Source organism: Pseudomonas sp. 22072, from assembly GCF_052046095.1.
Classification (GTDB): Bacteria; Pseudomonadota; Gammaproteobacteria; order Pseudomonadales; family Pseudomonadaceae; genus Aquipseudomonas; species Aquipseudomonas paracarnis.
Genome location: NZ_JBQEQE010000012.1, coordinates 134195 through 149396, shown reverse-complemented (window position 1 = coordinate 149396; position 15202 = coordinate 134195). Strand labels below are relative to the sequence as shown.

The following is a 15202-nucleotide window of genomic DNA, read 5'->3' as shown; positions in this document are numbered from 1 at the left end:
GACGCACCACCATGAAGTCATTCAAACCTGCCCTGCTCGCCGCAGCCCTGGCACTGCTCGCCCTGCCGGTGATGGCGGATCCTGCGCACCCCAAAATCGGTTTTTCCATCGACGACCTGCGCCTGGAGCGCTGGTCCCGCGACCGTGATTACTTTGTCGCCGCTGCGGAAAAGCTCGACGCCAAGGTGTTCGTGCAGTCTGCCGATGCCAACGAGCAGAAGCAGATTGCCCAGATCGAAAACCTGATCTCCCGGGGCGTCGATGTGATCGTGATCGTGCCGTTCAACGCCACGGTGCTGACCAATGCGGTGGCCGAAGCCAAGAAAGCCGGGATCAAGGTGGTGTCCTATGATCGCCTGATCCTCAATGCCGACATCGACGCCTATATTTCCTTCGATAACGAAAAAGTCGGCGAGATGCAGGCCAGCGGCGTGTTGCAAGCGGCGCCCAAGGGCAATTACTTCCTGCTCGGCGGCGCGCCGACGGACAACAACGCCAAGGTGCTGCGCGAAGGTCAGATGAAGGTGCTGCAACCGGCCATCGACAAAGGCGATATCAAGATCGTCGGCCAGCAATGGGTCAAGGAATGGAACCCCACCGAGGCATTGAGCATTGTCGAAAACGCCCTGACCCGTAACGACAACAAGATCGACGCTATTGTCGCCTCCAACGACGCCACCGCCGGCGGTGCGATCCAGGCCCTGGCCGCGCAGAAACTGGCGGGCAAGGTGCCAATCTCCGGCCAGGACGCTGACCTCGCAGCGATCAAGCGCGTGATCAACGGCACCCAGACCATGACCGTGTACAAACCGCTCAAGCTGATCGCTACCGAAGCGGCCAAGCTTTCGGTGCAACTGGCACGCAGCGAACAGCCGACCTACAGCTCGCAATATGACAATGGCAGCAAGAAGGTGGACACCATCCTGCTTACGCCGACGCCGTTGACCAAAGCCAACATCGACCTGTTGGAAAAGGACGGTTTCTACACCAAAGAGCAGATCGCCGGGCAATGACCGTGGCCGCCGATTACCTGCTGCAAATGAACGGCATTGTCAAAAGCTTTGGCGGTGTCAACGCTCTCAACGGCATAGACATCAAGGTCAAGCCTGGGGAATGCGTGGGCCTGTGCGGTGAAAACGGGGCGGGTAAATCCACCTTGATGAAGGTGCTGTCGGCGGTGTACCCGCACGGCACCTGGGAGGGGGAAATCGTCTGGGATGGGCAGCCGCTCAAGGCCCAGTCCATCCGCGAAACCGAAGCCGCCGGGATTGTCATCATTCACCAGGAACTGACCCTGGTGCCCGACCTGTCGGTGGCCGAGAACATTTTCATGGGCCACGAACTGACCCTGCCCGGTGGGCGCATGAACTACCCGGCGATGTTGCACCGCGCCGAGGCGTTGATGCGTGAACTCAAGGTGCCGGACATGAATGTGGCGCTGCCGGTGTCGCAGTACGGCGGCGGCTACCAGCAACTGGTGGAGATCGCCAAGGCCTTGAACAAACAGGCGCGCCTGTTGATTCTTGACGAGCCCTCCTCGGCCTTGACCCGTGGCGAAATCGAGGTGTTGCTGGACATTATCAAGGGCCTGAAGGCCAAGGGCGTGGCCTGCGTGTACATCTCCCACAAGCTCGATGAAGTGGCGGCGGTGTGCGACACCATTGCGGTGATTCGCGACGGCAAGCATATCGCAACCACCGCCATGGCAGACATGGACATCCCCCGGATCATCACGCAGATGGTCGGCCGCGAAATGAGCAACCTCTTCCCCATCGAGCACCATGAAGTGGGCGAGGTGATCTTCGAAGCGCGTAACGTCACCTGCTACGACGTCGATAACCCCAAGCGCAAGCGCGTCGACGACATCTCCTTCGTGCTCAGGCGCGGTGAAATCCTTGGCATCGCCGGCTTGGTGGGCGCCGGGCGCACGGAGTTGGTGTCGGCGCTGTTCGGCGCTTACCCCGGCCGCTACAGCGCCGAAGTATGGCTGGACGGCCAGGTGATCGATACGCGCACGCCGCTCAAGTCGATCCGCGCCGGGCTGTGCATGGTGCCCGAAGACCGCAAGCGCCAAGGCATCATTCCCGACCTGGGGGTAGGCCAGAACATTACCCTGGCGGTGCTCGACACCTACGCGCACATGACCCGCATCGACGCTGAGGCCGAACTGGGCAGCATCGACCAGCAGATCAGCCGCATGCACCTCAAGACCGCCAGCCCGTCGCTGCCGATCACCAGCCTCTCAGGCGGCAACCAGCAAAAGGCCGTGCTGGCGAAAATGCTGATGACCCAGCCCAAGGTGCTGATCCTCGACGAACCCACACGCGGGGTGGACGTGGGCGCCAAGTACGAGATCTACAAACTGATGGGTGCGCTGGCCGCCGAAGGCGTGTCGATCATCATGGTCTCCTCGGAATTGGCCGAAGTGCTCGGCGTGTCCAACCGCGTGCTGGTGATTGGCGACGGCCAGTTGCGGGGGGATTTCATCAATGAAGGGCTCACCCAGGAACAGGTGCTCGCCGCCGCGCTCAGCCATAACCCTAATGATCGGAAGACCGCGTAGATGAATCAGGTCAAACACCTTTTTACCCGCTACAAGATGCTCGCGCTGGTGATCGCCGTGGCGTTCATCTGGTTGTTTTTCAGTTGGCAGACCGAGGGCGGTTTTCTCACCCCGCGCAACCTCTCCAACCTGCTGCGGCAGATGTCGATCACCGGGATATTGGCCTGCGGCATGGTGCTGGTGATTATCAGCGGCGAGATCGACTTGTCGGTGGGCTCGTTGCTCGGACTGTTGGGCGGGCTGGCGGCGATTCTGGATGTGGTCTATCACGTGCCGCTATTGGCCAACCTGAGCCTGGTGGCGCTGTGCGGCTTGATGATCGGCCTGGCCAACGGCTACATGACCGCTTACCTGCGCATTCCCTCGTTCATCGTCGGCCTGGGCGGAATGTTGGCGTTTCGCGGGATTCTGCTGGGGATTACCGGCGGCACCACTATTGCGCCGGTGTCGCCGTCGCTGGTGTATGTGGGCCAGGGGTATTTGCCCCACAGTGTGGGCGCTGGGCTTGGCGTACTGCTGTTCGCACTGACGCTGTTCCTGACCTGGAAGCAGCGGCGCAACCGCGCACTGCATGGCTTGGCCGCGCACGCTTTGGTGCGCGACGTGTTACGTGTGGTATTGATCGGCGCGGTGCTCGCCGGGTTCGTCACCACCCTCAACAGCTACGACGGTATCCCCGTGCCGGTTCTGCTGTTGCTGGTGCTGCTCGGCGTATTCAGCTACGTCACCAGCCAGACCGTATTCGGCCGCCGCGTGTATGCGGTAGGCAGCAATATGGAAGCCACACGGCTATCCGGCATCAACGTGCAAGCAGTGAAACTGTGGATCTTCGGCATCATGGGGGTGATGTGCGCGCTGGCCGGCCTGGTCAACACCGCGCGCCTTGCTGCGGGTTCACCCTCGGCGGGCAACATGGGCGAACTCGATGCCATCGCGGCCTGTTTTATCGGCGGCACATCGATGCGCGGCGGCTCGGGCACCGTCTATGGCGCGCTGCTTGGCGCGTTGGTGATTACAAGTTTGGACAACGGCATGTCGATGCTGGATGTGGACAGCTACTGGCAGATGATTGTGAAGGGCAGCATTCTGGTGCTGGCGGTGTGGGTGGATGTGAGTACCCGCTCGGGCAGGCGATAACTCGTCCGCCAGAACACCACCGATCACCTGTGGGAGCTGGCTTGCCTGCGATGGCGGCGGGTCAGCCACCTNCTGATGGACCGACTGACACACCGCCATCGCAGGCAAGCCAGCTCCCACATTTGATCTTCATGGCTCCCCCACATTGATCTCATTTTTCCCTCAGGTTATTGCGGATAAAAACTAAAAGTCCATAATGGACAAATTAGTTTATCCGGAGAACCCCATGTCCACGACGCCCCTCGTCATCGACCAGGCCCAGGCCCGTACTTTATTGGCTCAAGTCGATGTACCCGCGATCCTGCGCAAACTGTTCCGCGACCTCGCCGCCGGGCAAGCGGTACAGCCGGCGCAACAGCTGGTGGAATTTCCTCAAGGCGCCGGGGATTTCATCAACTACCTGGGCGTACTGGTCGGAGACGGCGTGTACGGGGTCAAGACCTCCCCCTATATCGTGCGTGATCAGGGCCCTTTGGTGACGGCCTGGACCTTATTGATGTCGATGCACAGCGGCCAGCCATTGCTGTTGTGCGATGCCGCTGAATTGACCACTGCACGCACCGCCGCCGCCACGGCTTTGGCAGTGGATGCGCTGGCACCGGCGGCGGCGCAACGCCTGGCGATCATCGGCAGCGGCAAGGTCGCCCAGGCGCACCTGCGTTATGTGCAGAACCTGCGCGACTGGCAGCAGATCCGCCTGTACTCGCCAAGCCTGGGCAGCGCCAGCGCCGAGACGCGTGCGCAGTTGACCAGCCTGGACCCGCGCCTGAGCCTCGTCTCAAGTTGTGAGGCCGCCCTGGAAGACGCGGATGTGATCCTGCTGTGCACCTCGTCCGCCGGGCCGGTCATCGACCCCTCGCGCCTGAGCAAACCCGCGCTGATTACCTCCATCAGCACCAATGCGCCACGTGCCCATGAAGTACCGCCACATTGCCTCAACCAGATGCACGTGTTCTGCGACTACCGCCAGACCACTCCGGATTCGGCCGGTGAGATGCTGATCGCCAGCGAACAGCACGGCTGGGACAAACGCACGATTGTCGGCGACCTGCCCGAGTTGTTCAGCGACATGGCCCAGCGCCCCGACTACGATCGTCACGTCTTTTTCCGCTCCATCGGCCTGGGCCTGGAAGACATCGCCCTGGCCAATGCCCTGTATCGACTGTAGGAGCGAGCTTGCTCGCCAAGACCTCACAGGCACTGCGGTCACACAGAATCGGCGCGTTATCGTCAACGTTTTTCGCGAGCACGCACGCGCCTACAATGCTTATTTCAGGAGATCTCCATGAGCCAGGCAGACTTCATCATTATCGGCGGCGGCATTGCCGGCGCGTCCACCGGGTTCTGGTTGTCGCAGCACGGCAAGGTCCTGGTGCTGGAGCGTGAAAACCATCCGGCCTATCACTCCACCGGGCGTTCGGCAGCGCTCTACACCGCCGCGTATGGCACCCCGCAAGTGCGGGCGCTGACCTTGGCCAGCCGGGCCTTTTTCGACCTGCCACCCGCAGGTTTCTGCGAACACCCACTGCTGACGCCCCGGGGCGAAATGACCGTGGATTTCAACGGTGACCCGGCCGAACTCGACAGCCAGTACCTGAGCGCCAAAGCCACCGTGGCGCAGGTGCAGCGCCTGACGGTCGATGAAGCCTGTGCACGTTTGCCGATACTGCGCCGTGAAAAAGTCCACGGGGCAATCTACGACCCTACCGCCTGTGACATCGACACCGACGCCCTGCATCAAGGCTACCTGCGCGGTATCCGCCGCAACCAGGGCGAAGTGCGCACCGACAGCCATGTGCTGGGCTTGAGCCGCGACGCCGATGGCTTGTGGCAGGTGCGCACCCAGGATGCGACCTTCACCGCGCCGGTCATCATCAACGCCGCCGGTGCCTGGGCCGACCATATCGGCGGGCTGGCGGGCGCAGCGTCCATCGGCTTGCAGCCCAAGCGCCGCTCGGCCTTTGTCTTTGCCGGCCCCGAGGGCATGGACAGCCACGACTGGCCGATGCTGGTAGCCCTCGACGAAGCGTTCTACATGAAACCGGATGCCGGCATGTTCCTCGGCTCACCGGCCAACGCCGACCCGGTAGAACCCCAGGATGTGCAACCCGAAGAGCTGGATATTGCCATGGGCATTTACCAGATCGAGGAAGCCACCACCCTGACCATCCGCCGCCCCACGCGCACCTGGGCCGGGCTGCGCAGTTTTGTGCAGGACGGTGATTTGCTGTCGGGCTTTGACCCGCAAGTACCGGGGCTGTTCTGGGTGGCAGCGCAAGGCGGCTATGGTATCCAGACCTCACCCGCCATGGGCCAGGCAAGCGCCGCTCTGGTGCGCGGCGAACCGCTGCCGGAGGCACTGACCCGGTTCGGCCTGGACGCTGGTATGCTCTCCCCGGTCCGCCTGGAGCCCCATTGATGAACACCGCTGAACAAGACAAGGTCATGCAGAACTTTCGCGCGATTGCCGATGCAATCGCTACGTTGTTCTTTCCCCATGCAGAAGTGGTGCTGCATGACCTGCGCACGCAAACCGTGGATTACATCGCCAATAACCTGTCCAAACGCAGCCTGGGTGACGACTCGTCCCTGGAGGACATGCTCGACGGCGACGTCAGCGAGGTGAATATCGGCCCTTACGAAAAGCTCAACTGGGACGGCCAGAAAATCCGCAGCCTGAGCACTGTGCTGCACGACCACAAAGGTCACCGGCTGGCTGTATTGTGCATCAACCTGAATATTTCAATGTTCGAAACGGCCAAGGCGGCGCTGGATTTATTCCTGTCGCCAAGCAAGCTGATCGCACAGCCGGACGCGCTGTTCCGTGATGACTGGCAGGAACGCATCAACACCTTCCTGCATGCCTGGCTGCGCGAGCGTCAGTTGAGCCTGAACCTGTTGACCCGCGACCACAAACGCGAACTGGTGCTGGCGCTGCATGCTGAGGGAGCCTTCAAGGGCAAGAGCGCCTCCAACTATGTGGCCAATGTGTTGGGTATGGGGCGGGCGACGGTCTACAAGCATTTGAAGGAATTGAAGGCCTGATCAGTTGTAGGAGCGAGCTTGCTCGCGAAGAACTTTAACGATAACGCGTGCATTNAACGCGGTGCCTGAGAGTTCTTCGCGAGCAAGCTCGCTCCTACAAGAGTTCGATCCGCTAGAATCAGTCGCCGTAGATATCGGCCTTGAAGTACTGCTGTGAAATCTTCTGGTATTCGCCGCTGGCGCGAATGCCGTCGATGGCCGCATTCAATTCGCTGACCAACTCGCCATTACCCTTGCGTACTGCGATGCCGGCCCCCTCACCCACGTATTTCGGGTCTTTGAGCTCCGGGCCGACAAAGGCATAACCCTGCCCGCGCGGCATCGACAGGAAGTCGCTTAGGGGAATGGTGTCGGCAAAGATCGCATCCAGGCGCCCCGCTGCCAGGTCCATGTAGATTTCTTCGTTATTGCTGTAGCGCTTGACGTTGATGCCCTTGGGCTCGAACACCTCGGTGGCATACCGGTCGGTGGTGGTGGCGCGCTGTACACCGACGTTCTTGCCCTTGAGGCTGGCGTACTGGTCATCCACCACGGCGCCGTCCTTCATCACCAGACGCGACGAGGTGAAGTAGTACTTGTGGGTGAAATCCACCGACTTCTTGCGGTCTTCGTTGATGGTCATGGACGACAACGCCATGTCGATCTTCTTGACCTTGAGGGACGGAATCAGCCCGTCGAACTCCCCTTCGATCCACACGCACTTGACCTTCATTTGCGCACACAGGGCGTTGCCGATGTCGTAGTCGAACCCCACGATCTTGCCGTCACCGGTTTTGGAGGCGAACGGTGGGTAAGCGGCCTCAATGCCAATACGCAGGGTTTTCTCGGCGGCCGGCAGGTGGCTGGCGGCAAACAGGCTCAGGGCCAGGGCGGGAAGGAGATGGCGTTTCTTCATGGAGGGGTTCTCGCAAGTTGTTGTTGGTTTGGCAAGAATGTCAAAACGGAAGATCATACATACTACAAAATCTATACTGGACTTTATCGTACTTTAAATCAACAGGACGTTTGACACGCAGAGCAGCCGACTCTCGCAAGCCATGCGCATATACCACTCGTCGCGACTGTCAATATTGACAGGTAGACGCTGCACCCCCTCTCCGATCTGATTGGGCTTGGTGATGAACCTTAAGTCAGTTCGAATTGGATGATTAAATCATGAGCGATACTCCGTTAACTGAAATCGACATGCCTGGCGGCGGATACCCAATGAACGCAGGTTCCGCAAGGACCATCAGCTACTTGCTGCTTGAACAGCAGCAGTTTCAAGGAAGAGAAAATGCTACCGCCCGGCTTTATAACAACCGGCGCCAGGTTTCCGAATTTTTGATTACGCTGGAGGCGCGAGATGAACATGGACAAGTGACCGTCGTACCCGATGGAACAACGGTCGAAATCATTCCGTTCATCGCCCTGCGAGGTCGCTGGCCTGCAAAAACCGGCCCGCATGAAAAAGGCTATTTACCGTTTGATGAAAGTTTCACTGTTCAAGAAATTGACTCATCACCCCCTCCGCAATCCTACAGGCCGGAAAGCGTGGCGCCGAGTCAGTTCTTGCCTGCGCCAACACCGGAACCGCTTACTCTTTACTCTCCGGACGGTACACAAACCCAACGAAAAGTATTTAAACGATACTTGACCAATGACGCAAACCCCGGGGGCATAGTAGACCGATTCGCCGTACGTGTCCGTTTACCCGGTACGAGCGTTGATTACACCAGCCATAACGAGGATGTGTCTTATGGCGGCGCCGGGCAGAATGGTCGTTTCTACAGTTCCGTCTATCTTAGGTCAGTAACGCAGAACTATTACACTGCGGGAAATGGCGGCTTGGTAGAAGCAATCGAACAAGTGCGTTATCACAGCCAGTATTGGTATACCTACAACCATTACATCGGATTTAACTTGCCCGGCACCGCAAGGGCCATTGCGATTAAACACGTTGAACATGACGATGAATGGTTTACTTGGAACATATACGATCTCCGTCATGGTTCTGGAAAGGCCTACTTCTCCCTCCTGGTCGGCGTCCGCGAACCCGACAAGCCGAACTTTCTCTGGTATGCCTACCCTTCGAACTGGAATAACCAAGCTGGTCAATGGCTGAGAGAAAATGGTTACTTCAAGCCAAGCACCGATAGGTTGGTATTCGTGGTTTCAGGCGTGGTGCCAACAAGTAACAGCCTTGTTAGAAATTCTTCTAAAGAATTTACCACTTTTGACGCTTTTGGTAACTCGCAACGATTTAAAACAAGTGTGGCGTTATTAGATCCAGAAAATGACAGCACGAGATACAGTCTTCGCATAGAGGAAGCGCCGGTCAACATCTTTCAGGACTCCTTCGAAACGTGAATACCACGTCATTTCAGTAGCCCATACACTCACGGTGAATAGCATGACTGAACAAACCCTCCGCGCCTCCAATAATTGGCTGAGCCGATTCGAAATAAGTTTGACCAGTTTGTCGGCGCTGCTCTATCCCAACGCCCGTCAACAAGTATTGGTGACATTGATCATTGCTCCCAGAACAGGCCAGACCATTTCTGACGATGAATTAGAGAGCTTGTGTATTACCACCCGTAAAAACGAACTCTTCCCAATATTACCCGGAGGTGACGACGGCAGTGAATGGTTCTATTCCCAAACGAAAAATCAGTACCTGCCTTATCCAGCGAGCGCTGTCAGCCCACCGCCTACTCAAAAAGAGCCTGAGAATGTCAATTTCTTTCAAAAAGATTTTTATATCCTGAGCCGTGCTCCCACGGGGGCATCGGTCCGATTGTATGCACAAATCACCCAGCACACCGCGCAAGGGCCTGTTACTTACAACACCGCAATAGATGCTACGTTCAAATCGTATGTCGACCTTAGAACGGCAGAAATTCCGCACTTTAGTATCCCTGACAACTACACGTTCAATCGAGACTTGGTCGCGGGCAACCCCAACAGCGATTTATTCACCTGGGAGTACCAACTCGCTGGAAAGAATGTGCAGATGCCCGTGGTCGAATTACTCTCGGTAACAAGTATGAGCCCCATGGGAATGATTCAATGGGTTGACCGCGACAACACGGTCACGCGGGCCTCCCATGTCGGATACGCCGCACCGGGCGAGCCCAACGTCAATTACAACACAGCGATTAAACTCGGCTCGGAGTTTTCCCCTGCCACTACGGTTGCGCGTCCAAGAAGAGGGCATGTGACTGTGGTGCTGCAGGGCGGCAACAATATTCCCTACCACAGTGAAAGTGCGATCAATCAAGGCGGCCCTTGTCAGCTGCGCGCCATCGACACGTACGGCAATGAGCACCTATTGAATATTGCATTCAAAGACCGAACGCCGACTGGCCGCTTGGAGTTGGTGTTGTTGTGATTTTCCCTCACAGGTCTCCTCTCATCATCAGGAGTTTCGGGCATGGACAGCGCTTCTTCAATCCACTTGAAAACAGGCGGTCTTTACACACAGGCCGGTAATTTCCTGAGTCACGTCAGCAACGGCGTCGATGCTCGCACCGGCCAGCTCACTCTCCACATCGCCCTGCCGGAACTCCAGGCCAATCATCAGTCCGGCCCTTCCGTGTCGTTCAGGTTGCTGTTCAGCCCACTGTCGTCCCACACAGATTTTGGATTCGGGCGTGGCTGGATGCTGGCAATGTCTGAACTGGACTTGCCCGCCGGGCGCTTGCAGTTGACGACGGGAGAAAGCTTCAGCCTCGATCGTCAAGCGACGACATTCGTCGACCAAGGTCAATTGGTATTCATCGACCAGAAGCTATTGAATTTCCGCGTGATTCAGGAAGGACCGGACGGCCGCCGCTTTCGCGTCGAGTACAAAGATGGCGAAACCCAGTGGCTGGTCGTTCAGGGCGACAGCGGCTTGGCCCTGCCCCAGGAAATACGCTCTGCTGAAGGGCGCCAGGTATTTCTGGACTGGTTGCCCCATGGCAGTGGGCGTTATGTCCTCGCTGAAATTCGCGATGAACAGCGCGCGGTGCTGCGAGTTGTTCGGGACACCATCGACGAGTTCCAGATTCAACTTTTTCCAGACGATGCCGCCAAAAGTGTCTACAGGCTACACCTGAGCGGCGACCAACTCAGCACACTGATCCTGCCGGACAACGACAGCCGCTGGACCTTCAGTTATGACGAGCACGACGGATTGCTGTTTCCCGTCAGACTGACTGGCCCCTTGGGCAGCGAGGATGAGGTGTGGTATGCCACCGGTACCGAGGGCCACCAACTTCCACCCGGCGCGCCTTTATCCTCGCTGCCCCGTGTGACAGCGCATCGGCATGATCCTGGGGCGGGTCAACCTGCGAACTCGCGAACCTATACATGGGTGGGCAGCACCAACTTCCTAGGTAACGGCGCCGACCTGCCAGGAGGCTGGCGTGATGGAGAAGACAATCTCTATCGCACCGAGTCGTATAGCTATACATGCCTGGAGACGTTGCACAGCGACACCGGGCTAGTGCTGTCAGAAACCGAGCGGACCTGGAACCGATTCCATCTGCTGACACGAGAGCGTGTGCAGCGTAACGGCAAGACAGTGACGACAACCACCGACTATGGTGAGGATCCGACGCTGGGCTGGGAGGCTCAGCCAGCCTGGTGTCAGCTACCCACTCAAGTCACCAAGCGCTACGAAGACGCGCAAGATGCGCGCGAAGAGACCTCTCAAACAACCTACGACAATTACGGTAATACCCTTGAACAGCGCCATGCCGATGACCGAGTGGAGCAGTGGGTTTATTACCCGTTGGGCGGCACGCAGGATGTTGTCGACACGGAAATGTTTGTCCGCTGGATACAACACCATATCGTGACGCCCGCATCCGTAAACTCTGGCGGAACGGGCGGCGCGCCGATAACGCAAACGCACTACCGATATGAACAGCTGCCGCGACGCCAATCGGATGATCACTTGCAGTGGGTCGTCGTGTCGGAAGAGGCGTTTAGCGTCACCGCAGATGGCCTGGTTCTGATCGGTCACACCACCCAGCGTTATGACACCGTCGTCGACAGTCCTTTCTTCGCCCAGGTGACTCAATCACAGACGCAGATTCAAGGACTCATCACCACCACCGATTACCATCGGACTCTGACCGCCACCGCACTGACGACCCACATTAGGGTTACCGGCCATGACGGTAGCTATACATCAACCGAACACGTCACCCGGGACAGTCTTTTGGGGTTGACGCTAAGCAATCGCGAAGAGGGTTTGGAAACCCTTTATGAATATGACGCCCTGGGTCGTGTCATTCGCAGCACGGTAGCACCCGGCACTGAGTTCGAAGCCAGCGCCACGTGTCGCTATGTGCTCGCGGGCCGCTATCGCCAACGCGCCGTCATGGCAGAAGAAACCGATCTGGCAGGCCAGCAAAGACGTATCTATCTCGATGGCGCCGGGCGCCGAGTGCGCGAGGAGCGACGTGACGACCTGATCACCGGCCAGGTCTTTCGGGAAACCTGGCGAGGCGTTTATAACGTCGAAGGACAGTTGTTACAAGAGACCACTCAGGACTGGTTTGCCGGAAGGGAACAGTCGTTGAGTCTCACCACCAGTTATGAGTTCGATGACTGGGGCCAAGTGAGCACGATCAGATACCCGGACGGCACGCTCGAGCACACTCAAGCCAACCCCATCACACTGACAAGCGACATTTGGCGAGAAAGCCGGGACGGCCTGGTGACTGCGAAAACCCGGATAGTACGCGGCAGTGCCGGCGAGGTGCTCAGCATGACGTCGCTTGCTCGCAACGATGAAATACTGCGCAGTGAAACCTGGACCCACGACGGGCTTCATCGTCCCTTGTCCCATACGGTCAACGTGCCGGGCGAGACCAGTGTGCAGACGCAGACGCACTACGATGTATATGGACGTATTACCCGCCGTCGGTTGGAAGACGGCAGCGAGGTTGAGTGGGCATTCGCCCCGCATAGCGATGCGGATCATCCGGTTAGCATTACGTTGAAACCCATCGGCCTCACACCCTTGCCACTAGGCAAGCAGACCTATGATGGCATCGGTCGTCCAGTCAGCCGCACCATCGGTAGCCGGAAGGAATGTCTCAACTATAACGAGGGTCAGAAGCTGCCCGCCTCTCGAACCAGCAGCAGTGGTCGTTCCATGGCATATGCCTATGAACCAATGCTTGAAAATCAATTGACCCGACTGTCGCCCGGCGATAGTCAGGACAGCACTTTTCAATACGACTTCAAGTCCGGCCAGATAACACAAGCACAGAGCCCCTTCGGCACATTGACTTGGCAGTACTCCAATAACGGGCGCTTATTGTCCGAACAGTTGTGCCTGGACGGTCAAGTGCATAGCACGGATTGGACGCACTCATTGGAGGGACGGCACGTGTCGTTTACGGATTCCAACGGCGCAGAACACCAAACGTTCTATGACGTTTACGGCCGTCCGGAGCGTCAGGTGCTGGGAGCTGTTGAACTGCAAATTACCTACGACACATTCGGCCGCGTCAGCCAATACATCACACAAGGCCCTACCCAGTCTCTCAAACAGATCCTCCACTATGATGAGTTTGAACGGGAAGTTTCACGTACCTGGGTCGGCGATAACCATCGTCAACTGACCCAGACTTTGACGTGGACAGGGCGCGACCAACTGGCGAGCCGCCGTTGGCAGGAAGAAAACCACCTGCTGAGCGAAGAGGTATTTCAATATGACGCGCGTGCAAGGCTGGTAGAAGTATCGGTGACTGGCCCTGAGGGCCCCGAAGATCCGCGCACCGGCCAGCCTATAAGCCAGCAAACGTTCACGTTTAACGCCCTGGACGGCTACGAACAAGTCACCACGACCTACACGGACGGCAATTGCGATGTCATGGTGTTCACCTACGACTGCGCCGCCCCCGACCGCCCCATTACCATCACACATACCTACCCTGCCCCCCAGACACTGACATTGGAGTACGACGCCGATGGGCGTCTGGTACGCGACGGTCTTGGCCGCGAGCTGCAATGGGACGCAGAGGGGCGACTCAGCGCAGTGATCAGCGGCAACGGTCAATACGATTATCAATACGACCCGCTGGGCAGAGTCACGCAAACTACACAGGACGGGGTTAAGACGCTCTGGTTCTATCAGGGTGATCGGCTGATCAGTACACGCGGCTCCCGGTCGGACGACGCATTATCGTTACTACGCGACGACACCTTCGTGTTTGCCCAGAATACGATGGCCCAGGCTGTACGCGAGGTCTTGCTGACAGGCTGCGATGGTCAAGGCACGGTGCAGGTTGAAAACGATCAGCAGATCCGCCGCGTGCGCTACACCGCCCATGGGGCGGACATGGGCAGCGGAAAAAGCCGCCTAGGCTACGCCGGAGAGCCCCGTGGACTGGTAGAAGGTGGCTATTTGCTGGGCAGCTATCGACCCTACGACCCTCACCTTATGATGTTCTTGGCACCCGACAATGAAAGTCCATTCGGTAGGGGTGGACTCAACCGTTACGCCTATTGCGCCGGTGACCCGCTCAACCGAGTCGACCCGGATGGGCATAGTTTCTGGAAATGGTTCTTGGCTGGCGCAGGGTTGTTGATAGGCGTACTAGCGACGGCCGCCTCATTCGGAACAGCGGCGCCCGTCGTTGCCGGAGTAATGGCGGGTGGGCTGGCGGCACTCACGACAAGTGGCGCATTGGCGGTAACGTCAATGGCACTGGGAGTGGTAGCGACCACCACCGGTGTCGCTTCGTTTCTACTGGAGGCTTCGGGTAATTCCGAAGCCGCGTCCATACTGGGTGCACTGTCCTTTGCCACAGGAATAGCCTCAGGCGTCACCGCATTGGCGCCTCTCGCCTGGAAAGCCGCAGCGAAACTGGGTCAATTTGTGGGTCGTTGGCAGCAAAACCTGCAGTCAGCAGGAGGGGTACCCAGGTTGGAAGTGCAAGGAGGAGCGCTGAGGGGCGGACCGAATGCTACCTTGAGCGGCATGCCGGAACATGTGCTGGAAAATATTTTCAATCAATTGCCCGGCAGAGCCTTGGCCAACTTGTCTGCTACTTCACGCCAAATGAATCAGGCAGTGGTCACTCACTCTCGCCCTGCACTACACGCCTTACCGGTAGCACCAGAACGTGCTCCCAACTATATCAGTGCGGTGAGGCGAATCTGGGCCGGGAACGAGCCCGGTGTTTTACCATCAAGTCTTCGTCGGCAGGGCATCAATCCTCGAGCTGTCCTCGAGGCAGTTGCGCCTACCCCTGATGAAATCAGAAACGGGTACCTTTCTGCGGGACAGATTCGTGACATGCTTTACTTAGATATTCTTGACAGACAAAGTTCGTGGTACTTGATCGAGCGTACCGCACGCCAGCAATCAGGAGGGCGACGTTACAGCCTATGACCAATGGTAAGGCTAGGCTGTAACATCTTGCCTGCTTGTGCAAGGAGCGCCCGGAAACGGGCGCCAAGGTAAATTTCAGT

10 protein-coding genes are annotated in these 15202 nt (G+C 58.1%); 9 read left to right on the top strand and 1 reads right to left on the bottom strand.

Annotated elements, in window-relative coordinates; translation table 11 throughout:
* Positions 1–11 precede the first annotated feature (11 nt).
* The 6 genes from xylF to ACTJLA_RS14860 all read left to right on the top strand — a co-directional run bounded on the left by xylF (position 12) and on the right by ACTJLA_RS14860 (position 6745).
* Positions 12–1013 (top strand): D-xylose ABC transporter substrate-binding protein, encoded by a 1002-nt coding sequence (gene xylF / locus ACTJLA_RS14885; RefSeq protein ID WP_181124158.1) that lies wholly within the window; start codon positions 12–14, stop codon positions 1011–1013.
* Entirely contained in the window at positions 1010–2563 is a 1554-nt protein-coding gene (gene xylG / locus ACTJLA_RS14880) for a D-xylose ABC transporter ATP-binding protein (protein ID WP_314544462.1), read from the top strand. Before xylF ends, xylG begins: the two co-directional genes overlap by 4 nt.
* Positions 2564–3700, top strand: coding sequence for a sugar ABC transporter permease (locus ACTJLA_RS14875; protein WP_106118377.1), 1137 nt, complete (start codon positions 2564–2566; stop codon positions 3698–3700).
* Positions 3701–3926: 226 nt separating this feature from the next.
* A complete protein-coding gene (locus ACTJLA_RS14870; RefSeq protein WP_236455873.1) occupies positions 3927–4868 on the top strand; it encodes an ornithine cyclodeaminase family protein in 942 nt (313 codons plus the stop codon).
* 117 nt (positions 4869–4985) lie between these two features.
* Positions 4986–6119, top strand: coding sequence for an NAD(P)/FAD-dependent oxidoreductase (locus ACTJLA_RS14865; protein ID WP_440841494.1), 1134 nt, complete (start codon positions 4986–4988; stop codon positions 6117–6119).
* Positions 6119–6745 carry a helix-turn-helix transcriptional regulator gene (locus ACTJLA_RS14860; protein WP_057978045.1) on the top strand — a complete coding sequence of 209 codons (627 nt, stop codon included), beginning with the start codon at positions 6119–6121 and terminating at the stop codon, positions 6743–6745. The genes ACTJLA_RS14865 and ACTJLA_RS14860 overlap by 1 nt, the downstream gene beginning before the upstream one ends.
* 118 nt (positions 6746–6863) lie before the next feature.
* On the opposite strand, the gene ACTJLA_RS14855 is transcribed toward ACTJLA_RS14860, so the two are convergent.
* Positions 6864–7640: an ABC transporter substrate-binding protein gene (locus ACTJLA_RS14855; RefSeq protein ID WP_054895682.1), complete on the bottom strand. Its 777-nt coding sequence runs from the start codon at positions 7638–7640 to the stop codon at positions 6864–6866.
* Positions 7641–7900: 260 nt separating this feature from the next.
* On the opposite strand from ACTJLA_RS14855, the gene ACTJLA_RS14850 reads away from it, so the two are divergent.
* From ACTJLA_RS14850 to ACTJLA_RS14840, 3 genes are read left to right on the top strand one after another with little or no spacing between them, the layout of a single operon-like run.
* Positions 7901–9094, top strand: coding sequence for a hypothetical protein (locus ACTJLA_RS14850; RefSeq protein WP_089042651.1), 1194 nt, complete (start codon positions 7901–7903; stop codon positions 9092–9094).
* A gap of 43 nt (positions 9095–9137) precedes the next feature.
* Positions 9138–10115, top strand: coding sequence for a hypothetical protein (locus tag ACTJLA_RS14845; protein ID WP_054922103.1), 978 nt, complete (start codon positions 9138–9140; stop codon positions 10113–10115).
* A 42-nt stretch (positions 10116–10157) separates the two neighbouring features.
* Complete coding sequence (locus ACTJLA_RS14840) at positions 10158–15122, top strand: RHS repeat-associated core domain-containing protein (RefSeq protein ID WP_440841492.1); 4965 nt, start codon at positions 10158–10160, stop codon at positions 15120–15122.
* Positions 15123–15202: the final 80 nt, after the last annotated feature.